Origin of the sequence: Actinoplanes sp. NPDC023801 (assembly GCF_040639655.1) — a bacterium.
Lineage (GTDB): Bacteria > Actinomycetota > Actinomycetes > Mycobacteriales > Micromonosporaceae > Actinoplanes.
Window position 1 is genome coordinate 20836 of the sequence record NZ_JBFAAI010000028.1, and the last position, 21547, is coordinate 42382.

At 71.2% G+C, this 21547-nt stretch carries 23 protein-coding genes; 16 read left to right on the forward strand and 7 right to left on the reverse strand.

Annotation, left to right across the window (positions count from 1 at the left end; genetic code table 11):
- The first annotated feature begins 2 nt into the window (after positions 1–2).
- The 7 genes from AB0G04_RS34690 to AB0G04_RS34720 are packed head-to-tail and all read left to right on the forward strand — an operon-like array spanning position 3 to position 7360.
- Complete coding sequence (locus tag AB0G04_RS34690) at positions 3–1070, forward strand: ABC transporter substrate-binding protein (RefSeq protein ID WP_360991713.1); 1068 nt, start codon at positions 3–5, stop codon at positions 1068–1070.
- Complete coding sequence (locus tag AB0G04_RS34695) at positions 1067–1906, forward strand: ABC transporter permease (protein WP_360991716.1); 840 nt, start codon at positions 1067–1069, stop codon at positions 1904–1906. The genes AB0G04_RS34690 and AB0G04_RS34695 overlap by 4 nt, the downstream gene beginning before the upstream one ends.
- Complete coding sequence (locus AB0G04_RS34700) at positions 1882–2616, forward strand: ABC transporter ATP-binding protein (RefSeq protein ID WP_360991718.1); 735 nt, start codon at positions 1882–1884, stop codon at positions 2614–2616. Before AB0G04_RS34695 ends, AB0G04_RS34700 begins: the two co-directional genes overlap by 25 nt.
- A complete protein-coding gene (locus AB0G04_RS34705; protein ID WP_360991721.1) occupies positions 2609–3937 on the forward strand; it encodes an LLM class flavin-dependent oxidoreductase in 1329 nt (442 codons plus the stop codon). Before AB0G04_RS34700 ends, AB0G04_RS34705 begins: the two co-directional genes overlap by 8 nt.
- Complete coding sequence (locus tag AB0G04_RS34710; RefSeq protein ID WP_360991723.1) at positions 3934–5268, forward strand: LLM class flavin-dependent oxidoreductase; 1335 nt, start codon at positions 3934–3936, stop codon at positions 5266–5268. The genes AB0G04_RS34705 and AB0G04_RS34710 overlap by 4 nt, the downstream gene beginning before the upstream one ends.
- Positions 5265–6299, forward strand: coding sequence for an aldo/keto reductase (locus AB0G04_RS34715; protein WP_360991726.1), 1035 nt, complete (start codon positions 5265–5267; stop codon positions 6297–6299). Before AB0G04_RS34710 ends, AB0G04_RS34715 begins: the two co-directional genes overlap by 4 nt.
- The gene (locus AB0G04_RS34720) at positions 6296–7360 is read left to right on the forward strand and encodes an LLM class flavin-dependent oxidoreductase (RefSeq protein WP_360991728.1); all 1065 of its coding nucleotides are present in this window, start codon (positions 6296–6298) and stop codon (positions 7358–7360) included. Before AB0G04_RS34715 ends, AB0G04_RS34720 begins: the two co-directional genes overlap by 4 nt.
- 63 nt (positions 7361–7423) lie before the next feature.
- On the opposite strand, the gene AB0G04_RS34725 is transcribed toward AB0G04_RS34720, so the two are convergent.
- From AB0G04_RS34725 to AB0G04_RS34735, 3 genes are all read right to left on the reverse strand, one after another.
- The gene (locus AB0G04_RS34725) at positions 7424–8593 is read right to left on the reverse strand and encodes a UDP-N-acetylglucosamine--N-acetylmuramyl-(pentapeptide) pyrophosphoryl-undecaprenol N-acetylglucosamine transferase (protein WP_360991731.1); all 1170 of its coding nucleotides are present in this window, start codon (positions 8591–8593) and stop codon (positions 7424–7426) included.
- Between the two features lie 102 nt (positions 8594–8695).
- A complete protein-coding gene (locus AB0G04_RS34730) occupies positions 8696–8854 on the reverse strand; it encodes a hypothetical protein (RefSeq protein WP_360991734.1) in 159 nt (52 codons plus the stop codon).
- 48 nt (positions 8855–8902) lie between these two features.
- A complete protein-coding gene (locus AB0G04_RS34735) occupies positions 8903–10270 on the reverse strand; it encodes a glycosyl hydrolase family 18 protein (RefSeq protein WP_360991736.1) in 1368 nt (455 codons plus the stop codon).
- Between the two features lie 236 nt (positions 10271–10506).
- Here AB0G04_RS34735 and AB0G04_RS34740 point away from each other — a divergent pair, with 236 nt between their 5' ends.
- On the forward strand, positions 10507–11589 hold the full coding sequence (locus AB0G04_RS34740) for a hydrolase (RefSeq protein WP_360991739.1): 1083 nt from the start codon (positions 10507–10509) through the stop codon (positions 11587–11589).
- A gap of 54 nt (positions 11590–11643) precedes the next feature.
- Here AB0G04_RS34740 and AB0G04_RS34745 read toward each other — a convergent pair whose 3' ends face one another.
- A complete protein-coding gene (locus AB0G04_RS34745; RefSeq protein WP_360991741.1) occupies positions 11644–13317 on the reverse strand; it encodes a hypothetical protein in 1674 nt (557 codons plus the stop codon).
- Between the two features lie 80 nt (positions 13318–13397).
- On the reverse strand, positions 13398–13805 hold the full coding sequence (locus tag AB0G04_RS34750; protein ID WP_360991743.1) for a hypothetical protein: 408 nt from the start codon (positions 13803–13805) through the stop codon (positions 13398–13400).
- Between the two features lie 161 nt (positions 13806–13966).
- Between AB0G04_RS34750 and AB0G04_RS34755 the strand changes: the two genes are divergently transcribed.
- Positions 13967–15094, forward strand: a complete 1128-nt coding sequence (locus AB0G04_RS34755) for an NAD(P)/FAD-dependent oxidoreductase (RefSeq protein ID WP_360991746.1) — start codon at positions 13967–13969, stop codon at positions 15092–15094.
- Here the strand turns inward: AB0G04_RS34755 and AB0G04_RS34760 are convergent.
- A complete protein-coding gene (locus AB0G04_RS34760; protein WP_360991748.1) occupies positions 15021–15740 on the reverse strand; it encodes a helix-turn-helix domain-containing protein in 720 nt (239 codons plus the stop codon). The genes AB0G04_RS34755 and AB0G04_RS34760 overlap by 74 nt on opposite strands.
- Positions 15741–15802: 62 nt before the next feature.
- On the opposite strand from AB0G04_RS34760, the gene AB0G04_RS34765 reads away from it, so the two are divergent.
- Positions 15803–16672, forward strand: a complete 870-nt coding sequence (locus AB0G04_RS34765) for a hypothetical protein (RefSeq protein WP_360991751.1) — start codon at positions 15803–15805, stop codon at positions 16670–16672.
- 4 nt (positions 16673–16676) lie between these two features.
- Here the strand turns inward: AB0G04_RS34765 and AB0G04_RS34770 are convergent, their stop codons facing one another.
- On the reverse strand, positions 16677–16943 hold the full coding sequence (locus AB0G04_RS34770) for a hypothetical protein (RefSeq protein ID WP_360991754.1): 267 nt from the start codon (positions 16941–16943) through the stop codon (positions 16677–16679).
- 197 nt (positions 16944–17140) lie between these two features.
- On the opposite strand from AB0G04_RS34770, the gene AB0G04_RS34775 reads away from it, so the two are divergent.
- The 6 genes from AB0G04_RS34775 (at position 17141) to AB0G04_RS34800 (ending at position 21293) form a co-directional block, all read left to right on the forward strand.
- Positions 17141–18139 carry a hypothetical protein gene (locus AB0G04_RS34775; RefSeq protein WP_360991757.1) on the forward strand — a complete coding sequence of 333 codons (999 nt, stop codon included), beginning with the start codon at positions 17141–17143 and terminating at the stop codon, positions 18137–18139.
- Between the two features lie 152 nt (positions 18140–18291).
- The gene (locus tag AB0G04_RS34780; protein WP_360991759.1) at positions 18292–19143 is read left to right on the forward strand and encodes an oxidoreductase; all 852 of its coding nucleotides are present in this window, start codon (positions 18292–18294) and stop codon (positions 19141–19143) included.
- A gap of 18 nt (positions 19144–19161) precedes the next feature.
- Positions 19162–19752, forward strand: coding sequence for a TetR/AcrR family transcriptional regulator (locus tag AB0G04_RS34785; RefSeq protein WP_360991761.1), 591 nt, complete (start codon positions 19162–19164; stop codon positions 19750–19752).
- A 261-nt stretch (positions 19753–20013) separates the two neighbouring features.
- Positions 20014–20367: a VOC family protein gene (locus tag AB0G04_RS34790; RefSeq protein WP_360991764.1), complete on the forward strand. Its 354-nt coding sequence runs from the start codon at positions 20014–20016 to the stop codon at positions 20365–20367.
- A gap of 7 nt (positions 20368–20374) precedes the next feature.
- A complete protein-coding gene (locus AB0G04_RS34795) occupies positions 20375–20728 on the forward strand; it encodes a metalloregulator ArsR/SmtB family transcription factor (protein WP_360991767.1) in 354 nt (117 codons plus the stop codon).
- An 88-nt stretch (positions 20729–20816) separates the two neighbouring features.
- Positions 20817–21293: an SRPBCC domain-containing protein gene (locus tag AB0G04_RS34800; protein ID WP_360991770.1), complete on the forward strand. Its 477-nt coding sequence runs from the start codon at positions 20817–20819 to the stop codon at positions 21291–21293.
- Positions 21294–21547: the final 254 nt, after the last annotated feature.

The window sequence follows — 21547 nt, forward strand, 5'->3', positions numbered from 1 at the left end:
CCATGATCAGTACGTCCCGCAAAGCTCTGATCGCCGTGCTGGCCACGGTTCTGGTCACCACCACGGCGTGCGGCGGCAGCGAGGAGGCCGCCACCAAGCTGGAGCTGTCCGCCGCACTCCCGGACAAGGTGACCGGCGGCACCACACTGCGTCTCGGTGACCCGCAGCTCCAGGCGCTCATCGGGGCGTCCGGTCTGGACAAGGACCTCGACGACGCCGGGATCACCATCGAATGGGCCAACATCAGCGGCGGGCCGCAGAGCATCCAGGCGTTCCGGGCCGACAAGCTCGACTGCAGCGCGGTCGCCGACATCCCGTCGTTGTTCGCGGCGTGGACCGGCACGTCCACGAAGATCGTGTTCCAGTCGGTGACGGTCGACCCGCTCGAGCACCCGTTCTACAAGCTCGGCGTGGCACCGGGGGTGAGCGTCAGCTCACTGGCCGACCTGCGCGGCAAGAAGATCGCCTACAGTGCCGGCCAGGCGCAGGGCGCGCTGGTGCTGCGGGTGCTGCAGAAGGCCGGCCTCAGCCAGAAGGACGTGCAACTGGTCGAGCTGACCAGCACCGGTGACTCCTACGTGACCGCACTGGGCAGCAAAGCCGTCGACGTCGCGCCGATCGGGGCGCAGAACATCAAGCTGTACGAGGCGAAGTACCCGGGCGCCAGCTCGATCTACACCGGGATCCGCGACGACGCGTCCACGCTGTACTGCCTGACCTCGGCCGTGGAGGACGCGGACAAGGCGGCGGCTCTGAAGGTCTACGTGGGCGTACGGACAAAGGCTCTGCTCTGGTCCAACGACCACCCGGACGAATTCGCCAAGGCCTACTACCAGGACACGCAGGGGTTGAGCGAGGCGGACGCCAGGGCGGTCGTGGAGATCAACGGCGACAAGGCCATCCCGGCGACCTGGGACGCCGCGATCACCCGCCTGCAGGAGACCGCCGACCTGCTCGCCAAGGAACAGAACCACGAGAAGCTCGACGTCAGCACGCTGATCGACCGCCGCTTCGAGAAGGTGCAGGCGGACGCCGCCGGCGCGAAGGTCGTCACGGGTGACGCCGCATGACCGCCACCCTGCACACCGCACCGGTCCCCGTCGAGGACACCACCGACCGGCGGGTCGTCCGCCGCCGTCTCGGTCCGGGCCACCGTATCCCGTTCGCGTTCTGGATCGGCCCGTTCCTCGCCCTCGCGGTCTGGAGCATCGGGTCCGCGACCGGAGTGATCAAGCCGGCGATCCTCTCCGCGCCGTGGGACGTGGTGATCGCGTTCGAGGACCAGCGGGTGAACCACGACCTGCTCGGCAACGTGCTCTCGTCGCTGGAGCGGTCGGCGATCGGCCTGTTCCTGGGCGTGACCACCGGCGCGGTGCTGGCGGTGATCTCCGGCCTGTCCCGGCTCGGTGAGTCGCTGATCGACGGGCCGATCCAGATCAAGCGATCGGTGCCCACGCTGGCGATCATCCCGCTGTTCATCGCCTGGTTCGGCATCGGCCAGGAAATGAAGATCATCACGATCGCGCTGATCAGCATGGTCCCGATCTACATCCACACGCACAACGGGCTGCGCGGCATCGACGGCAAGTACGCCGAGCTGGCCGAGACCATCGGCATCGGCCGCGGCGAGTTCATCCGGCACATCGTGCTGCCCGGCGCGCTGCCCGGCTTCCTGCTCGGCATGCGTTTCGCGGTGACGTCGTCGCTGCTCGGCCTCGTGGTCGTCGAGCAGTACAACGCGATCTCCGGCATCGGCCACATGATCACCCTGGCCGAGCAGTACGGGCAGACCGACGTGATCGTGGTCGGCCTGGTCATCTACGGCATCTTCGGCTACTGCGCCGACAGCGCCGTCCGGCTCACCGGAAGGAAGGTGCTCGCATGGCGCAAGACACTCGAGGGCTGACGACGACCGAGTCGGCGGTACGGGTCCGGAACCTGCACCGCAGTTTCAACAAGAACGGTGGCGTGCTCAACGGGCTCGATCTGGACATCGCGCCGGGCGAGTTCGTGGCACTGATCGGCCGCTCCGGCACCGGAAAGAGCACACTGCTGCGGGCGCTGGCCGGCCTGGACCGCGACGTCGCCGGGTACGGGCGGATCGAGGTGCCGGACTCGGTGTCGGTGGTGTTCCAGGATTCCCGGCTGCTGCCCTGGAAACGGGTCCTGGACAACGTCATCTTCGGCCTGCGCGACCCGGACGCCGCCGAGCGGGGGAAGAAGGCACTGGCCGAGGTCGGGCTCGCCGGGCGGGAGCGGTCGTGGCCGTTCGAACTGTCCGGCGGCGAGCAGCAGCGGGCCTCGCTGGCCCGCTCGCTGGTCCGCGAGCCGCAACTGCTGCTGGCCGACGAGCCGTTCGGGGCGCTGGACGCGCTCACCCGGATCCGGATGCACGCCCTGCTGCGCAAGCTGTGCGAGGCGCACCAGCCGGCGGTGCTGCTGGTCACCCACGACGTCGACGAGGCGATCGTGCTCGCCGACCGGGTGATCCTGCTCGACGCCGGAGTGGTGCACACCGACGTACGCGTGAACCTGACACGCCGGTCCCGCTCGGACGCCGGCTTCGCCGAACTGCGCGCACTTCTTCTCGATCGGCTGGGAGTGGAGAATGAGTAGGGAACTGCACCTCAACGCGTTCCTGATGAGCGTCGGGCACCACGAGGCGTCGTGGCGGCTGCCGGAGAGCGACCCGCACGCCGGCTGGGACGTGAAGCACTTCCAGGAGCTGGCGCGCATCGCCGAGCGCGGCAAACTCGACTCGATCTTCTTCGCCGACAGCCCGGTCCTGCAGGGTGATCCGGGACGACGGCCGGCCGGCAAGCTGGAACCGACGGTCCTGCTGACCGCCCTGGCCGCGGTGACCGAGCGCATCGGCCTCATCGCGACCGCCTCCACCTCGTACAACGAGCCCTACAACCTGGCCCGCCGGTTCGCCTCGGTCGACCACGTGTCGGGCGGCCGGGCCGGCTGGAACATCGTGACCACGGCCGGCGCCGACGCGGCCCGCAACTTCGGTCTCGACGACGTGCCGCTGCACGCCGACCGCTACGAACGGGCTGCCGAGTTCGTCGAGGTGGCCACGAAACTGTGGGACAGCTGGGCCGACGACGCCGTGGTGGCCGACAAGGAGGCGGGCGTCCACGCCGACGCGGCGAAGGTCCGGGCCATCAACCATCGGGGCCGGTACTTCCGGGTGGACGGGCCGCTGAACGTCCCCCGTTCGCCGCAGGGCTACCCGCTTCTGGTGCAGGCCGGGTCGTCGGAGGACGGCAAACAGTTCGCCGCCCGGTACGCCGAGGCCGTCTTCACCGCCCAGCAGACGCTCGGCGAGGCGCAGCACTTCTACCGCGACCTGAAGCAGCGCGCCGCGGCGCTGGGCCGCGACCCGGACGGCATCAAGATCCTGCCCGGCATCGTGCCGGTGATCGGCGACACCGAGGCGCAAGCGCGGGAACTCGACGCCGAACTGGAGCGGCTGATCTCCCCGGAGTACGCGAAACGGCAGCTTGCCGAGCGCTTCAACCTCGACCCCGACGATCTCCACCTGGACCGGCCGCTGCCGGCCGACCTGCCGGCGGAGGACGAGATCGAGGGTGCGAAGAGCCGCTACACCCTGATCGTCGAGCTGGCCCGGCGGGAGAACCTGACCGTGCGCCAGCTGATCGGCCGTCTCGGCGGTGGTCGTGGCCACCGAACCTTCGCCGGTACGCCGGTCCAGGTCGCCGACACGATCGAGGAGTGGTTCGACTCCGGCGCCGCCGACGGCTTCAACATCATGCCGGCGGTCCTGCCGTCCGGCCTGATCACCTTCGTCGAGAAGGTCGTCCCGATCCTGCGGGAGCGGGGCCGTTTCCGCAGCGAGTACACCGGCACCACCCTGCGCGACCACTACCGACTCCCCCGCCCCGCCAACAGCCTGGAGCTGAGCAAGGTATGACCCGGCAGCTGCACTTCAACCTGTTCCTGCACGACACCGGCCACCACGAGGCGTCCTGGCGGCTGCCGGAGAGCGACCCGCACTCCAACCTGTCGCTCGCCGCGCACCAGCACCTGACGCGGGTCGCCGAGGACGCCAAGTTCGACTCGGTGTTCCTGGCCGACAGCCCGGTGCTGTGGAGCGACCCGGCCCGCCGGCCGGCCGGCAAGCTGGAGCCGACCCTGCTGCTGGCCGCGCTCGCCGCCACGACCACCCGGATCGGGCTGATCGCGACCGCGTCCACGTCGTACAACGAGCCGTACAACCTGGCCCGCCGGTTCGCCTCACTGGACCACCTGTCCGGTGGCCGGGCCGGCTGGAACATCGTCACCACCGCCGGCGAGGCCGCCGCCCGCAACTTCGGGCTGCACGACCAGCCACTGCACCGGACGCGGTACGAGCGGGCCGACGAGTTCCTGCAGGTCTCCACCAAGCTCTGGGACAGCTGGGCCGACGACGCCGTGATCGCCGACAAGCAGTCGGGGGTGCACGCCGTACCCGACCGGGTCCGCCCCGTCGGCCACGAGGGGCAGTATTTCCGGGTCGAGGGCGCCCTGAACGTGCCGCGCTCGCCGCAGGGCCATCCGCTGCTGGTGCAGGCCGGATCGTCGGAGAACGGCAAGGAGTTCGCCGCCAGGTGGGCCGAGGCGATCTTCGTGGCCCAGCCGACGCTCGCCGAGAGCCAGGCTTTCTACGCCGACATCAAGCGCCGGGCCGTCGCGGCCGACCGTGACCCCGACCACGTGGTCGTCCTGCCCGGCATCGTCCCGATCCTCGGGGACACCGTCGCCGAGGCGCGGGAGCTGGAGGCCGAACTCGAGCGGCTGATCTCCCCCGAGTTCGCGATCGGGACACTGGCCACGGTCCTCGGGATCGACGCCGGACGGCTCAAGCTCGACGAGCACCTCCCGGCCGACATCCCGGCCGAGGACGAGATCGAGGGCCACAAGAGCCGCCGCACACTCATCGTGGACTGGGCGCGGCGCGACAACCTCACCGTGCGCCAGCTGATCGGCAAGCTCGGCGGTGGCCGCGGTCACCGCACCTTCACCGGTACGCCGGTGCAGGTCGCCGACACGATCCAGCACTACTTCGAGAACGGCGCCGCCGACGGGTTCAACATCATGCCCGCCGTGCTGCCGTCCGGCATCGAGGCGTTCGCCGCCACGGTCGTGCCGATCCTGCAGGAACGCGGCCTGTTCCGTACCGAGTACACCGGTACCACGCTGCGCGAACACTACGGACTCCCCCGCCCCGCCAACAGTCTTCTCACCGCTCAAGGAGCCCGATGACCATCCCCCTGCGCCCGTTCGGCCGTACCGGCGTCAAGGTCAGCGCCCTCGCGCTGGGCACCATGATGTTCGGCGAACGCGGCAACCGCGACCACGACGACAGCATCCGCATCATCCACCGGGCGCTGGACGCCGGGATCAACCTGGTCGACACCGCCGACGTCTACAGCCAGGGCGAGTCCGAGGAGATCGTCGGAAAGGCCCTGGCGGGGCGGCGCGACGAGGTCTTCCTGGCCACCAAGTTCCACGGGCAGATCGGTACGAGCCCGTTCCACTTCGGTAACTCACGGCGCTGGATCATCCGCGCGGTCGAGGACAGCCTGCGCCGGCTGCGGACCGACCACATCGACCTGTACCAGGTGCACCGGCCCGAGGAGGACACCGACTTCGACGAGACGCTCGGAGCGCTGTCCGACCTGGTCCACCAGGGCAAGATCCGCTACATCGGTACGTCCACGTTCGAGCCGTCGGCGATCGTCGAGGGCCAGTGGATCACCGAGCGGCGCAGCCGCGAACGGGTCGTCTCGGAGCAGCCGCCCTACTCGATCCTGGCCCGCGGCATCGAACGTGAGGTCCTTCCGATCGCCCAGAAGTACGGCCTCGCCGTGATCCCGTGGAGCCCGCTGGCGGGTGGCTGGCTGACCGGCAGGTTCCGCGCCGGCGGTACCCAGCCCGAGACCAGCCGCGGCGGCCGGCAGCCGGGCCGGTTCGAGATCGACGCTCCGGAGAACGCCGCCAAACTCGCGGCCGTCGAGGCTCTCGCCCTGCTCGCCGAACAGTCCGGCCTGTCACTGATCCACCTGGCGCTCGGCTTCGTCCTGGAACATCCGGCGATCACCGCGCCGATCATCGGTCCGCGCACGCTCGAGCAGCTCGAAGGCCAGCTCGGCGCCGCCGAGGTACGGCTGAGCCGGGACGTCCTCGACGAAATCGACAAGATCGTCCCGCCCGGCGTCACCCTGTCGGCTCGTGACCAGGGCTATCACCCGCCGGCACTCGAGCCCGACCGGCGCCGGCGGAGCGCGGCATGACCTACGAGTTCCTCTGGTACATCCCGAACACCGTCGAACCCGGACATCGCGGCGACGACGCGGTCGACGGTTACGGCACGCTCGACCACAGCGTCGACCTGGCCGTCACCGCGGAACGGCACGGCTGGTCCGGCGCGCTGATCGGCACCGGCTGGGGACGGCCGGACACGTTCACGGTCGCCACCGCGCTCGCCGTGCGGACCACCACGTTCCGGCCGCTCGCCGCGATCCGCCCCGGGTACTGGCAGCCGGCCCACTTCGCCAGCGCGGCCGCCACCCTCGACCAGCTCAGCGGCGGCCGCCTGCTGATCAACATCGTGAGCGGTCAGGACAATCTGGCCGCCTACGGCGACGTCGAAGGCGATCAGGCCCAGCGGTACGCCCGGACCCGCGAGTTCATCCGGATCGCGCGCCGGCTGTGGACCGAGGAGAACGTGACGTACGAGGGTGAGCACTTCCGGGTCACCGGTTCGACCGTGACGCCTCGTCCGTACAAGAATGGTCCCCGCCTCTATTTCGGAGGCGCCTCCCCCGCCGCCGAAACGGTGTCGGCGACCGACGCGGACGTCCAGCTCTTCTGGGGTGAGCCCCTGGACGGCATCGCCGAACGCATCGCCCGGCTGCGCAAGCTCAGCACCGACCTGGACCGTGAACTGCCGCCGCTCGAGTTCGGGCTGCGCATCACCACGCTGGTGCGCGACACCAGCGAACAGGCATGGCACGACGCCGAGGCGAAGGTAGCCGAACTGGCCCGCTACCACGAGACGCACGGCGACCCGCTGCGCCGCCGCGCCGTCGGTCAGCAACGCCTGCTCGACCTGGCCGGACGCGGCGACGTGCTGGACTCGTGCCTGTACACGGCCCCCGGCCGGTACGGCGGAGGCGGCGCCGGAACCACCTGGCTGGTCGGCTCGGCCGACGAGGTGGCCGCGGCCCTGGGCCGGTACGCCGAGCTGGGCATCACGCACTTCGTGCTGTCCGACACCCCGTACAAGCGCGAGACGGCCCGGGTCGGCGACGCCCTGCTTCCCCGCCTCCGCGCCGCCGCGCCGGTCGGCTGAGAACCGCGGGCGGCCCGGTTCCCCACCGGCCCGGCCGCCCGTCGACGCGCCGCGGCAGGTGAACTACTTCCCGGCCGCGGCCGTGAGGATCTCCGTCACCACCTGGTCGGCGGCCGACGGGCGGCCGTGGGTGGTGGCCGCCTGGGCGAGGGCGGCCCGGCGCTGCGGGTCGGCCAGCAGGGCGCCGAGGGTGTCCCGCAGACGCTCCGGGGTGGCCTCGTCGCCGTCGAGCATCACGGCGGCACCGTGCTGGGCCAGATGACGGGCGGTGATGCGCTGCTCGTCGCCGGCGGCGTGCGGGTACGGCACGAGTACGCACGCCTTGCCGAGGGCGGTGAGCTCGGCGACGGTGCCGGCGCCGCTGCGGGCCACGACGACCGCCGCCGCGGCGAGCAGGTCGGGCAGCTCGTCGTGGATGAAGTCGACGACCCGGTAGCGGGAGGCCAGGTGCGCGGGCAGGCCGGCCGCCACCTGCTGCATCTCGGCGTGGCTCAGACTGCCGCACTGGTGGACGATCTGGCAGTGCGGCAGCAGGTCCGGCAGCGCGCCGGCGAGCATCCGGTTGATCTGCTGGGCGCCGGCGGCGCCGCCGGTCACCAGCACGAGGGGAACGGCCGGGTCCAGCCCGTACGCCGCGAGGCCCTTGACCGGATCACCGGCGAGGACCGCCGGCCGGATCGGGTTGCCGGTGACGACGGCCCGCCGCCGGGCGCGTTCCGGCAGGTGCTCGAGCGATGCCTCGTGGCTGAGCAGGATGCGGGTGGCGACGCGGGCCAGGATGCGGTTCGCCAGGCCGAGGCTCAGGGTCTGCTCGTGCATCAGGTACGGCACCCGGAACAGGGCGGCGGCCAGCCCGATCGGCACCGACACGAAACCGCCGGTGCTGAGCACGACGGCCGGCCGGATCCGGGCGACGGTGAGGGCGGCCTGCAGGATGCCGAGCGGGATGCGGAACGCGTCGACGAAGTTGCGGGCCAGCTCGCGCGGGTTCGGCGAGCGGCGCAGCTTCCCGGTGGTGACGGCCCGGAACGGGATGCCGTTACGCTCGGCGATCTTCGCCTCGAGGCCTTCGGCGACACCGACCCACAGCAGTTCGGGCGCGGTGCCGGTCGCGGCGAGCCGGGCCTGCAGGGCGTTGATCGTGGTGAGAGCGGGGTAGGTGTGCCCGCCGGTCCCACCACCGGTGACGATCATGCGCAGCGAATGCAGGCGCTGCGTGCTGTACAGGGACATACCGGGCCACTTCCAAGAATCGCTTTGCCTGACGGGTTCGACAGTCTAGTCACCCGGTCGTGGGACCACCGCCGGACACGAGGCCCGCAGCCCTGCCGGCTTTCACTGCGGCCGCGGTGCGGCACCGGCCGGCAGCCGCGCCTCGACGGTCCAGCCGCCGTCGGCGGAAGGGGCGGCGGTCAGGCGTCCGCCGAGTTGGAGGTCCGGGACCGGGCAGGCGGTGGTGGTCGCTACTGGACCGGCCGGGCCGCTGCCCGCCATCCCACTGCTGGATGACGGGCAGCACATCGACCGGGCCGGGCCGGCGCCTCAGGGCAGCGTCCAGCGCTGGTTCGCGCCGGCGAAGCAGTCCCAGATCTGCAAGCGGGTGCCGTTGGCGGAACTGTTGTTCTGCGCGTCCAGGCAGCGGTTGCTCACCGGGTTGCGCAGGGTGCCGTTGGACTGGGCCTGCCACTGCTGGGCGCCGGTGCCGTTGCAGTCGTAGAGCTGCACCAGCGAGCCGTTCGCGGTGCCCGCAGCGTTGACGTCCAGGCACTTGCCGAACGCCCGGACGGTGCCGTCGGTGCCGACCGTCCACGTCTGGGCGCCGGTGCCGTTGCAGTCGTAGAGCTGCACGGCCGTACCGTTGGCGCTGCTGGCTCCGGCGACGTCCACGCACTTGCCGCCGATGCCGGTGATCCGCCCGGTCCGCCCGGTCGGCGGGTTCGTCGGGCCACCACCCACGACCGTCTCATAAATGGCGCTGACCAGCGAGTTCGCTCCGGTGGCGTCCTGCGAGAGCTCCCAGTTCATGATGCCGCCGGCGTTGGCCATCGCCCACTGGGTCTTGCGGCGGATCGTCGGCAGGCCGTTGTAGCACTCGCCGGACGGGGTGCAGTCCCGGTTGGCGTTGGCCGGGTCCTGGGCGACCAGCTGGGCGTACGTCAGGTAGCCGGGCCGGCTGTAGAACGGCACACCGAGGACGGTCTTGGCCTTCGGCAGTCCGCGGTTCTTCCAGAAGTTGGCCGCGTTGATCGACCAGTCGTAGCCGGCGTGCGGGCTGCCTCCGTCGTACGCCATGATGTTGAGCCAGTCGACGTAGCCGAACACGGCCGGTTGTACGCCTTCGGCGGTGCCACCCTCACTCACGACCGCGGCGGTGAGCAGCTTGCCCTCGCTGTGCAGCGCCGTGCTGAGCTGCCCCATCAGGGCCGTGTAGTTGTTGGCCGAGGCGCCCGGGTCCGGGTACTCCCAGTCCATGTCGACGCCGTCGAGGTTGTACTGCCGGACCACCCCCATGACCGTGTTGACGAAGGTGGTGCGGGTGCCGGCGTTCGCGGCGAGGCTCTCGAAGGCCGAGTCGTTGCCGCCGTTCCAGCCGCCGATGGCGATCGAGACCTTCACATTGTTCTGGTGCCCCAGCGTGACGAGCTGCTGCAGTTTGGCGGTGTTCTCGATGGGCTGCAGCGTGCCGTTGGCGTTGGGCAGGGCGAACGAGTAGTTGATGTGGGTCAGCTTGGTGTACTGGACGCTGGTGACGCTGCCGGCCCATGAGGGCATGTAGCCGACGCTCTTGAAGCCGTTGGGCAGCACCGCGGCCTGGGAGACGCCCTGACCCGCGAGTGCGATCGCGGTTCCCGCGGCGGCGACCGTGAGCGCTGCCGCCACCGACGCCCACCTGCTTCTCCTGATGATCATGTTTTGGGACCCTTCGTGTCCGGCGTGGATCGACGCCGTGGGGATGACTGCGGGCGGCCAAATGTTAAGAAGGTTTACAAACAATCGTCAATATAAACGGGCGGTTCCGCAACAAAATGCTTTGTTACATCGGTCTTCGGGCGGGTGTTCCTCACGGTCCGGGGTGTGAGGAATCCACATCGAAGCGATGAGAACCGCGACTACCCCGGACCGGCGGCACGCCGAAGACTCGGGCCATGATGAAAGCGCTACTCGCCACCGTCCTGGCAGTCACGCCGGTCGCGACGGTCACCCGGCTCTCCCTGCCACCGCCCACCGGGCCGGCGAAGGTCGGCGTCGTCACGGCTCACCTCGTGGACCGGTCCCGGCCCGACCCCTGGGTCGCGACCGAACGGTTCCGCGAACTGATGGTCTCGGTCTGGTACCCGGCCCGCTCCGTCCGCGGGCATCAGCGCGCCGACTGGGTCACACCCGGCGTCGCGGCCCGGATCAACACACCGGACAGCGGATTCACCCTGCCGGTCACCCACGGTCACCTGAATGCCCCGGCTGCTGCCGGCAAGCACCCCGTGATCCTCTGGTCGCCCGGTTTCGGGATGGAGCGCACCAGCGGCACCGCCCTGGCCGAGGACCTGGCCAGCCACGGCTACGTGGTCGTCACCGTCGACCACACGCACGACGCCCAGTTCGTCGAGTTCCCGGACGGCCGGATCGCGACGAATGCGATCCCCCCGGTCGCGACGCCCGCCGAGGAGGAGCAGCTCATCGGCAAAGCCCTTGACGTACGGGTGACCGACACCCGTTTCGTGCTGGACCGGCTGCGGACGATGCCTCTGGCGCGGCACATGGACCTGTCCCGGGTCGGCATGTTCGGCCACTCGATGGGCGGGGCGGCCGCGGCCGGGACGATGCTGGCCGACCGCCGGATCAGGGCCGGGCTCAACCTCGACGGCAGCTTCGCCGGGCCCGTCCTGGAAGCCGGGCTCGACCGGCCGTTCCTGCTGCTGGGCTCCGAGTCGCACGACGGCGAGCAGGACGAGACCTGGACCCGGATGTGGGACAACCTGCGCGGCAAGCGCTACCGGATGGAGCTCGACGGGTCGGCGCACCTCTCGTTCAGCGACTTCCAGGTCCTGCTGCCGCAGCTCGGCCTGCCACCCGACCAGGTCGAACCGGCCGTCGGAACCATCGACGGGCCGCGGTCGGTCGCGATCCAGCGCGCCTACGTCCGGGCGTTCTTCGACCGGCACCTGCGCCACCGCGACGGCCGGCTGCTCGACCGTCCGTCACCCCGGTACCCGGAGATCCGCTTCCCCTGACCGTCCCCGCCCGCCGGACGTACCCCGGCGCGCGAGGTACGGCGGGCGGGTGTCTCAGCCTGCTTTGGTGACGGTCAGGGTGCTCACCGGAGTGGCGTTCAGGGCGTTCATGCGGGTGCTGACATTGCCCCACGTGCCGGCGGCGATCGAGGCGTCGCGCTCGGCGACCAGCTTGTCGTACGTCGCCCGGGTGATGCGGTCCAGGCGCAGCTGCCAGGCGGCGCCGGTGCCCTCGGGTTTCGTCGAACCGAGATAGACGGTGTACGGCGCGGCCACCCCGTCGTAGACGTCCACCTTGCCGTCCAGATAGCAGCGGCCGGCGACGCAGATCGACAGCGCCAGCACGGTGCCGGTGGCCGAGGCATCGGCGTTCGAGACGGTGAACGTGGCGTCGAACGGCCAGGACACCCGGCTCCTGGCGGCCGGGGAGCTGATCCTGGTCCGCACCACGGCGGCCTTCGTCGTGGTCGCGGTCCGGGCCGGCGTGGACGCGGGCGTCCTCGGGGCGCCGGGGGCAGTCGTCGACCGGGAAGGCGGGACAGCCGCGGACGACGGCTGCGCCGGTGGGGCGGCGGAGGCGGGCGGCTCGCGGGTGGTGCATGACTGCGGCGAGGTCGCGGCGCCGTCCGAACCGTACGAGGCGACCACCGCGAAGCAGTAGTCGACCGCCGGGTCGAGGTTGCGCACCTCGAAGGCGGTCACGTTCGCGGTGGTCTCGCCCAACGGCTGTGCGGCCCGGCCCGCGGGACCACCGGTGATCGTGAACGCGGACACCGACCTGTTGGCCGGGCTGTCCCACAGCACCATCACCGACGAACCGGCATCGTGCAGGGTCACCCGCGCCGGGGCGGCCTGGACGGACGATCCGGCGTCGCCGCCGGTACGCACGAAGATCGCCGTCACGGCCAGGGTCACCGCGACGACGGCGGCCCCGGCGGCCACCATCGACTTGCGCGACCGTGACCCGCCGGCCGGTCCGTGCCCCGACATGGCGGCCGGCACCATCGGGTCCGGCGCGGGAACGGTGCCGGACGGCGGGAACGGCACCGCTGCGGGAATCGGGCCCTGGTGAAGGGGGGCCGTCCCGGGCGGTGAGGGCACGGCCGCCGCAGCAGGAATCGGCTGGATGTCCCTGGCCGGACCGGCCTCGAGAACCGGACCGGCCTCACCGGCCGCGCCTGACGAAACCGCCGCGCCCGGCGAGGGGACCCGGGCCGGGGAAGGCGCCTGAACCGGCAAGGGTGCCGAGCCCGGCGAGGATGCCAGGCCCGGCGAGGATGCTGGGACCGATGAGAGTGCCGGGGCATCGGGACCAAGATAGGTGCGGGCGTGGATCACGGCCGGGTGGCCGGCGCCGAGCACGGACGGGCCGAGCTCCGCCACGCGGGTGAAGTTGGTGCGGGCCACGTGGCGGTTGGCCAGTTCCTCGGCGACGAGGCCGAGGTCGTACGAAAGCATGAGCATCAGCGGATCGGTGTCACCCAGCCGGATGCCGGCCTCGATGGCCTCCTCGAGGGTGCGCCGCGCCGCCATCGGGTCGTCGGCTCGCATCTGGACGTCGGCGAGCTGCCGCATCGTGGCGAGAAGTTCGGCGTCGCCCTGAGCGAGCTGTGCCCGGCCGATCTCGACGGCCCGTTCCAGCAGGGTCCGGGCCCCGTCCAGATCGCCCGACCGGGCAAGGGCTTCGGCACGCTGACGGGCTTGCGTAAAGGCGGAAGACTCGGGCACCCGAACATGCTGCCTGCAGGAGGCCCGCGGCACCAGCCCGCACCGGATTGAAAAGTCTCACTGATCACGGTGAGCGTTCCTCAATGGTCGGTTCCGAGAAGTACACCGCAGTCGGCTTCGTCGGCGATCCGGACACCGACGACCTTGTACTTGACACCGAACTCGTCGTGGAACCAGGTGCCGCCCGACTCGACGCACTCCTGTGTCCCGTCCGAGAACAGCAGCAGGGCCGCGTCGTCGACACGTGCGTTGTGGACCGCGTAGGCGTTCCGGCTGCGTACGCCGAGTATCTGAAAGTCCTCGGTGATCTGCTGATAGGAGGCTGTCGGTTTACGGGCGCCCCAGTCCTTGGCCGTCAGATAGAAGCAGACCTTCGGATAGTCACACCCGAACCCGGTCGAGGCGGCGGCCGGAGTCGTTCCGGCCAGCACCAGGCCGGAGGCGCTCATCGCGGTCGCGGCGCTGAGCGCCACCAGTTTGCGAAGCATTTCTGATCCCCGTTCTCGCGGTCGTATCTGTCGTCGCTGCCCGGGGGTGCAGTCGCCATCCATGCTGGCAGCCGCCGTGCGCCCGCGCGGCCGGGTCGTCGCGGCACTGCCCGGGACGGCCAGGCGGAAATACCTGAACGGCCAGGTCGGTTGGGTTGGCCGTGAACGCGGCCACGGTGGTGGTAATAGGCGGTGGACAGTCCGGACTCTCCGCCGGGTACCACCTGAAACGACACGGTTTCGGCAGTGCCCTCACCGACCCGGCCGGTGCGCGGACCTTCGTGATCCTCGACTCGTCACCGGGTGCCGGCGGCGCCTGGCGGGAACGCTGGGAGTCACTGCGGATGGGGACCGTGAACGGGATCTTCGACCTGCCGGGTTTCCCGAAACCGCCGCTCGACGAGGCCGAGCCGAGCCGTACGGCCGTGCCCCGGTACTTCGCGTCGTTCGAGGCGGCGTCCGGCCTGCCGATCGTGCGGCCGGTACGGGTGAACGCGGTGCGGCGCGACCCGGGTGGTGGCCTGATCGTCGAGTCGGGGAACGGGACGTGGGCCACCGAGGCGGTCGTGAACGCGACCGGCACGTGGGACAACCCGGTGCGCCCGCAATACCCGGGCGGGGAGACCTTCGCCGGGATCCAGGTGCACACCCGCGATTACGTGTCGGCACAACGCTTCGCCGGGATGCGGGTCGCCGTCGTCGGTGGCGGGATCTCCGCGGTGCAGCTGCTCGAGGAGATCTCGCGGGTGGCGACCACCGTCTGGTACACGCGGCGTGAGCCGGTCTTCCACGACGGCGACTTCACGCCGGAAGGGCTCGGCCGGGACACGATCGCGAAGGTGACCGCGGACGTCGAGGCGGGCCGGCCGACCGGCAGTGTCGTCTCCTACACCGGGCTCGTCTGGACGCCCTGTGCGATCGCCGCCAGGGAACGCGGCGCCCTGCACCGGCGGCCGATGTTCACCGCGATCGAGCCGCACGGCGTCCGCGAGGCGGACGGCTCGTTCACCTCCGTCGACGCGATCGTCTGGGCCACCGGTTTCAAGGCGGCGCTCGGCCACCTCGACCCGCTGGGCCTGCGCAACGCGGCCGGCGGCATCCGTCTGACCGGCACCCAGGTGTCCGGCGAGCCGCGGGTGCACCTCATCGGTTTCGGTCCGTCCCAGTCCACGGTCGGCGCCAACCGGGCCGGCCGGGAGGCGGTCAACGCCCTGGTCAGATTCCTCGGCCCCACCGGCGGGCCAGAGCGGCCGGTGGCAGCCCGGCCAGCTGCGCGGTCTCCCGGCTGAGGTGCGCCTGATCGGCGTAACCGGCCCGGACCGCCAGCTCACCGAGCCCGCCGGGTGACTCCAGCAGGGTCAGGAACCGCCGGAACCGCAGCACCCGGTGCAGCATCTTGGGCCCGTAACCGACCGCGGCCGCGAACCGGCGGCGTAGCTGCCGGTCTCCGATGTCGAGCCGGGCACCGAGTTCGTGCACCCGCGCCCTCGGGTCGTGCAGCAGGCGCACCGCCGTGAGCAGCGCCGGGTCGGGTGGCCGCTCCTCGGCGAACTCGCCGGTGACCGCGAGCAGCCGGCGCAGCGCCTCGCCCGGTGGCAGTGCGCCGTCGAGCCGGCGGGCCGCCACGGGACTCAGCTCGGACAGGTCGACCCGCTGGTTGCACAACTCGTCCAGGGGCAGGCCGAGGACCGGCCCGCCGGCGGCCGGACGGAGGCGTACGCCGAGAAGGGTTTTCGCCGGCCCGGTCGTGCCCGGCATCGGCCCGGTGTCCGGACCGGCGACGAACGCCCCGCGACCGCTCTCCCAGATCAGATCGACACAGCCGTCCGGCAGAACCAGCGCCGGCGCCGACGTGCCGGTTTCCGTGCGGTGCCACAGGCAGACGACCGCGCCGGTCAGCGAAGCCGGCGGTGCCCACTCGCGGTAGTCCGTCACACCGGCCCCCCGTGTCCGTTTCCTACAAGACGTCCGTCCGGCGGCCAGCCTAGGTTCGGGGTATGACATTTCTGGCCGCCACCCGATTCCTGCAGCGTGAGGCACGCCTGTTGGAGCGCCGCCTGCACGCCACCCTCTTTCTGGGCGAGTCCCCGGACGGCGTGGTGAACGCGCTGCGGGCCTATCGCAACGCCGACGGCGGTTTCGGCCACGGCCTCGAGCCGGACAAACGCTGCCCGGCGAGCCTGCCGATCGATGCGGAGGTCGCCTTCCAGGCCCTCGCCGACGCCGGCGCGGACGCACCGGAACTGCTCGGACCGGCCTGCGACTTCCTGGCCGGTGTAGCCGGGGAGAACGGCGTGGTACCGCTCGCGTTCCCGGTCATCGAGGAGTATCCGAGGGCCGGGCACTGGACCGGCTGGACCTACCAGCCCGGCGTCAACCCGACCGCCGGCCTGGCCGGGCTGCTGCACCGGCTCGGGTTCGACCACCCGTGGCGGGCGGCGGCGACCCGGTTCTGCTGGGACGCCGTCGAATCCGGGAATCTGCCCGACGAGGTGCACGGGCTGTCCGAGGTGATGAGCTTCCTCGCCCACGTGCCCGACCGCGAACGGGCCGCCGGGCACGCGCCGCGCGTCCTGGAACGGATGACCGCCACGTCGATGTTCCACAGCATGCCGAAACCGGGTGAGTACGGGCTGACGCCGCTGCACGTGGCGCCGGCCGCCGACTCACCGTGGCGCGGCCTGTTCGACGACGCCCAGATCACGGCACACCTGGATCACCTCGAGGCGGCACAGCTGCCGGACGGCGGCTGGCCGGTCACGTGGGAGCCGCCGAGCGAGGCGTCGCGTCTGGAGTGGCGCGGCATGGTCACCCTGCAGGCGCTGCGCACACTCACCTCGTACGGCCGGATGGATCCCCGGGGTTGATCCGTCAGGGCCGGCCGCGGCGGCGCCACCGGTACGAGTCGACGGCGAACCCGGCGCCGACGAGACCGGCCACGACGAGGGTCAGCACCACACCGGCCGTGCCCCAGGCCACCATCGCCACCGACAGGAGCGCCCAGAGCACGCCACCCACGATCGCCGCCGTGACGAGGACCGGGCGCGGCCATCGCCGCCGCCCGGCCAGCGAGGGGAAGTCCGCGACCAGCCGGTCCACGATCTGGTCGAACTCACGCTGCTTGTCACCGGTTCCCACCGGATCACCTCCGCTGCCGGGGAGTCCACGTCATCCCAGACTAGGCCTACTCCTCGGTAGTACCCACTGATCGGCGCGTAACCGTCAATCCTCGGCCGGCGGCCCCTCGGCGACGAGGGCTGCCGCCGCACCGGCGCAAATGGATTGTCCGGAGGCCGGTCGGCGGCCACCATGGTCGGCATGCCGGGGCATCACGCATGAGGTCGCCGCTGCAGGGCGGCATGCCGCCGCCGGACACGGTCACCGGCGCCGCGGTGGAGATCGCCTGTGACGAGTCGGGCTTCTCCGGCACCAACCTGCACCGGTCGGCCACGCCGATGATCACCCACGCGAGCGTCGACCTGACCATCGCCGAGGCCGCCGCTCTGATCGCCGGTCTGAGGGACGGGCTCAGGCTGTCCCCGCGCGAGACCAAGTCCGGGCACTTCCTGCGCCGCCCGGACGCCGCCGACAGCGTCGGCAGATTCTTGGCAGCACTGCCCGGCCGCGCCCACGTGCACCTGGTCGAGAAGGAGTTCTTCCTGGTCACCAGGGTCGTCGACCTGCTGGCCGGCAAACCGTCCTACCTCGCCGGCACCCGCCTGGCGCAGACCCGCCGCCCGGCAGCCGTCGCCCTCCACCGGCACGGCCGGACCGCCGAGGAGGAGTGGGACGCCTTCCTCGCCGCTTTCGAGGACCTGGTCCGCACCAGACGTCGGCGACCGGGCGACCAGCGGGCCGTCCGGTTCCTGCAGGCCCGCGACGCGCTGGCCCGCCACCTGACCGGCACCCCGGCCGCCGACGTGCTCGGCGCGCTGACCCGGGAACGGGTGCGCGCGGTGATGTCCCGATTGGACGCCGACGACCGCACGATCCCGCCACCGCTGGAACCGATGCTGCCCGCTCTCGCCGAGACCATCCTGACGTGGAGCGCGGGCCGGCACCGGGTGCTGGTCGTTCATGACGAGCAGAGCGCCCTGACCGCCGACCGTCTGACCCGCCTGCAGCGGGCCCTGGCCGCCGGCCCCGCCGCCCTGCCCGGCGGAGTGTCCCCACTGGCCGGCCTCGTGATGGCCGACTCCCGCGAGGACCCCCGCATCCAGGTCGCCGACCTGCTCGCCGGGGTGGCGCGCCGGCCACCGGGCTTCGCCGACCCGGCACTGCTGCGACCGCTGGTCTCCCCCACCTCACTGATCGCTCCCCCGGCCGGCCCCTGACACCCTCAGGCGCCGGCGTACCTGACGCGCGGAATGCGGGCTCACCCTCTGCCGGATCGATGTGAGCGACAGCGTAGGTCACCGAACGACTGTCCGCTGTTGACCGCCCGGTGTACGGTACCGTTTCGTACACCACTGCGGAGGGAAGAGACATGGACATCGCCATCGTCACCGGCGCATCCGGCGGCATCGGTTACCACACCGCGCTTCAGCTGGCCGCGGACGGAAAGCAGGTGATCCTCGCGGCCCGTGACCGGGAACGCGGGCTCGCCGCCGCGGCCCGCACCGGCGGCACCTGGTGGGAGCTAGACCTCGGCGACCTCGCGTCGGTACGGCGCTTCGCGCGCAGATTCCTCGAGACGTACGGACGACTCGATCTCCTGATCAACAACGCCGGAGTGATGGCCGTCCCGCGCCGGGAACTGACCACCGACGGGTTCGAGCGCCAGTTCGGCGTCAACCACCTCGGCCACTTCGCCCTCACCGGCCTGCTGCTGCCCGCCCTGCAGACGGCCGCCGCACCGCGGGTCGTCACGGTCACGAGCGGCCTGCACCGGCGCGGCCGCATGGACTTCGGCGACCTGATGGGCCGGCGCCGGTACCGGCAGTTCGGCGCCTACGCACAGTCCAAACTCGCGAACGTGCTGTTCGCCCTGGAACTCGGACGGCGTACCAGCCTGACCAGCGTCCTGGCTCACCCCGGGGTCGCGCACACCGGCCTGGCGCGCACCGGCGGCGCGGTCCGCGACGTACTCATCCGCCTGGCGCGCCTGTCGGCACAGTCCGCTGAGGCCGGGGCACTGCCGATCCTGCGCGCGGCGCTGGGCCCGGAGGTCAGGACCGGGGAGGCGTACGGGCCGGACGGTCCCGGCGAGCGCCGCGGCCGGCCCACCCGGATCGAGGTGTCCGAACGCGGTCGCGACGAGGCCGCCGCCCGGCGCCTGTGGTCGATCTCCGAGGACCTGACCGGGGTGCGATACGGTACGTTGACCAACGCTCAGTGACGGCTTCGGGGGGCCGGGATGTCGCAGTCGCCGGCCACCACGCAGTACCGCCTGGACCCCACCCGGGAACGGGCCATCCTCGACGCGATCCGCGAACTGCTGACCGAGGTCGGCTACGACCGCATGTCGATCGACGAGGTGGCCCGCCGGGCCCGGGCCAGCAAGGCCACCATCTACCGGCGCTGGTCCGGGAAACCCGGCATGGTGGCCGCCGCCCTGCACGGCATGATGATCGACCACCCCCCGCTGCCCGACACCGGCACCCTGCGCGGGGACCTGATCGGCGCGATGAACGCCTTCTGCCGCGTCTACGAGCGCAAGCAGCCGATCGTGCTGAGCCTGCTCGCCGCCATCCGCAGCGATCCGTCGCTCGGCCGGCTGCTGCACGAGCACGTCCTGGAGACCGGCGTCGCCGACGCGTCAGCCGTGTTCCAGCGGGCCGTCGCCCGCGGGGAACTACCGGCCGCACCGAACGTCGGCGTCGTCGTCGAGGTCGGCAAGGCGCTGCTCTGGCACCGGCTGCTGCTGTCCGGTGAACCGCTCGACGAGGCATGGGTTCTCCACGTCGTCGACGACATCCTGCGCCCGCTTCTCGGCGTCCCGGACTGATTCATCTCGGCCGGCGATGAATGCCGGCCCAGCCGCCATCATCCCGTCTCAGGCGGTGACCCCGCGCTGCACCGCGACTCACCGGCGTCTGCGCGGGACATCCGCGCGCGGCCACATCCCGGCCACCGCTGAGCCGCAGCTCCGTCGCTCTCCCGTACCGGAAGACGATTTTGCTTTGTCAGTTGACGCTAACGTTAGTCCAGGCTAACGTTAGCGGTGCCGGTCGGAGAGGCCGGTAAGGACAAGGGGAAGGAGACGGTCGTGGGCCGTCCGGTTGGGTTTTTCGAGATCATCAGTGCCGACGCCGAGCGGGCTCGGGGCTTCTACAGCGAGCTGTTCGGGTGGTCGGCGCCGGCCGACCAGGACGGCGGCTACGCACTCGTCGACACCAACGCCGGAGAGGGTGCGATCGGCGGCGGCATCGGCCCGGCGGAGAATCCGGGCGAGGCCGGCGTGAAGATCTACGTGCAGGTGGACGACTTGGAGAAGACCCTGGAAGAGGCCGTCAAGCTCGGTGGCACCACCCTGGTGGAACCGGCGCCGCTGCCGGGCGACTACGGTCGGTTCGCGGTGTTCGCCGATCCGGACGGCAACCCGGTGGGTCTGTGGGGGTGAACGGCTGATGTCCGAGGACGAGTCCGCGACCGATGACGCCTTCCGGGCGTTGGCGGAGCCGCGCCGGCGGGCGATCCTGCGCCTGGTCGCCAGTGACGAACTGGCGGCCGGTGAGATCGCGGCGGCGTTCGACGTGACTCGGACCGCGATCAGCCAGCATCTGACCGTGCTGCGGGAAGCCGGCCTGGTGAACGAGCGTCGGGCCGGCACCCGGCGGCTGTATCGGGCCCGGCCGGAGGGTCTCGCCGGGCTTCGCGAGTTCCTCGACGAGATGTGGAGCGACGCCCTTGATGTGGGGCGCCGCCTCGTCGAGGCCGACCGTGCGACCGTCGAGCCGGGCCGGGAGCCGGACGTCGCCTGAGGAAGCCGCGCGGGCCGGACGAGCGGGTGGCTGCGGACCGCGACGTGCGGCGGCTGAGAATGAGGGTGTGTCCGACAACGTACATCAGATGAAACGTCCGCCCATCCGGCAGTCGACGCTGGTACGCAGCGGCCGGGAACACACCTTCGAGGTGTTCGTCCGCGACATCGGCTCCTGGTGGCCGACCCGTTCGCACTCCCTCGGCCTGGAGAAGGTCGCGACCGTCACGATCGAACGGGAGCTGGGCGGGCGGATATACGAGACCTGGACCGACGGCAACCAGGTCGACTGGGGCGAGGTCATCGTCTGGCAGCCGTCGGAGCGCTTCGGCATGACGTGGACGAGCTTGCCCCAGGTGACCGAGGTGGAGCTGACGTTCACGGCCCTGGCCCCGGCGCTGACCCGGGTGGCGCTCGAGCACCGGGGCTGGGAACGGCTCACGGCCGAGCAGGTGGCCGCGGCCACCTCGCTGTCCGGCGGCTACGAGGCCGGGTGGCAGCGCATCCTGCAGATCTTCACCGACAAAGTCGAGACAGAGACGGCAGAGACCGTGGAAGGAAGCTGAACATGCGGGTCGTCGATGGAGGCCATGCAGACCGGCATGGCGGCCCTCGGCGCCGCGATCGCCGACGTGCCGTTCGGCGAATGGGAACGCCAGGAGCACTCGCTGGAGGCGTTTTCGCAGGTCGCCTGACCGTGGTGAGGTCCGCGGGGCGGACCTGGACCGGCCCACCGCGACGGCCACCATGGAGTCGCTGACCGGCCACCGGCTGGACCTCGACTGGTTCAGCCGTGAGCGGCCACTCGTCCGGACCCGGA

What these genes read in the sequence shown, in the direction of transcription:
- AB0G04_RS34715 (WP_360991726.1), top strand. Translation starts at nt 5,265, where the DNA reads ATGACCATCCCCCTGCGCCCGTTCGGCCGTACCGGCGTCAAGGTCAGC.
- AB0G04_RS34695 (WP_360991716.1), top strand. Translation starts at nt 1,067, where the DNA reads ATGACCGCCACCCTGCACACCGCACCGGTCCCCGTCGAGGACACCACC.
- AB0G04_RS34705 (WP_360991721.1), top strand. Translation starts at nt 2,609, where the DNA reads ATGAGTAGGGAACTGCACCTCAACGCGTTCCTGATGAGCGTCGGGCAC.
- AB0G04_RS34785 (WP_360991761.1), top strand. Translation starts at nt 19,162, where the DNA reads ATGTCGCAGTCGCCGGCCACCACGCAGTACCGCCTGGACCCCACCCGG.
- AB0G04_RS34775 (WP_360991757.1), top strand. Translation starts at nt 17,141, where the DNA reads ATGAGGTCGCCGCTGCAGGGCGGCATGCCGCCGCCGGACACGGTCACC.
- AB0G04_RS34710 (WP_360991723.1), top strand. Translation starts at nt 3,934, where the DNA reads ATGACCCGGCAGCTGCACTTCAACCTGTTCCTGCACGACACCGGCCAC.
- AB0G04_RS34740 (WP_360991739.1), top strand. Translation starts at nt 10,507, where the DNA reads ATGATGAAAGCGCTACTCGCCACCGTCCTGGCAGTCACGCCGGTCGCG.
- AB0G04_RS34730 (WP_360991734.1), bottom strand. Translation starts at nt 8,854, where the DNA reads ATGGCGGGCAGCGGCCCGGCCGGTCCAGTAGCGACCACCACCGCCTGC.
- AB0G04_RS34725 (WP_360991731.1), bottom strand. Translation starts at nt 8,593, where the DNA reads ATGTCCCTGTACAGCACGCAGCGCCTGCATTCGCTGCGCATGATCGTC.
- AB0G04_RS34780 (WP_360991759.1), top strand. Translation starts at nt 18,292, where the DNA reads ATGGACATCGCCATCGTCACCGGCGCATCCGGCGGCATCGGTTACCAC.
- AB0G04_RS34735 (WP_360991736.1), bottom strand. Translation starts at nt 10,270, where the DNA reads ATGATCATCAGGAGAAGCAGGTGGGCGTCGGTGGCGGCAGCGCTCACG.
- AB0G04_RS34750 (WP_360991743.1), bottom strand. Translation starts at nt 13,805, where the DNA reads ATGCTTCGCAAACTGGTGGCGCTCAGCGCCGCGACCGCGATGAGCGCC.
- AB0G04_RS34700 (WP_360991718.1), top strand. Translation starts at nt 1,882, where the DNA reads ATGGCGCAAGACACTCGAGGGCTGACGACGACCGAGTCGGCGGTACGG.
- AB0G04_RS34795 (WP_360991767.1), top strand. Translation starts at nt 20,375, where the DNA reads ATGTCCGAGGACGAGTCCGCGACCGATGACGCCTTCCGGGCGTTGGCG.
- AB0G04_RS34765 (WP_360991751.1), top strand. Translation starts at nt 15,803, where the DNA reads ATGACATTTCTGGCCGCCACCCGATTCCTGCAGCGTGAGGCACGCCTG.
- AB0G04_RS34690 (WP_360991713.1), top strand. Translation starts at nt 3, where the DNA reads ATGATCAGTACGTCCCGCAAAGCTCTGATCGCCGTGCTGGCCACGGTT.
- AB0G04_RS34800 (WP_360991770.1), top strand. Translation starts at nt 20,817, where the DNA reads ATGAAACGTCCGCCCATCCGGCAGTCGACGCTGGTACGCAGCGGCCGG.
- AB0G04_RS34720 (WP_360991728.1), top strand. Translation starts at nt 6,296, where the DNA reads ATGACCTACGAGTTCCTCTGGTACATCCCGAACACCGTCGAACCCGGA.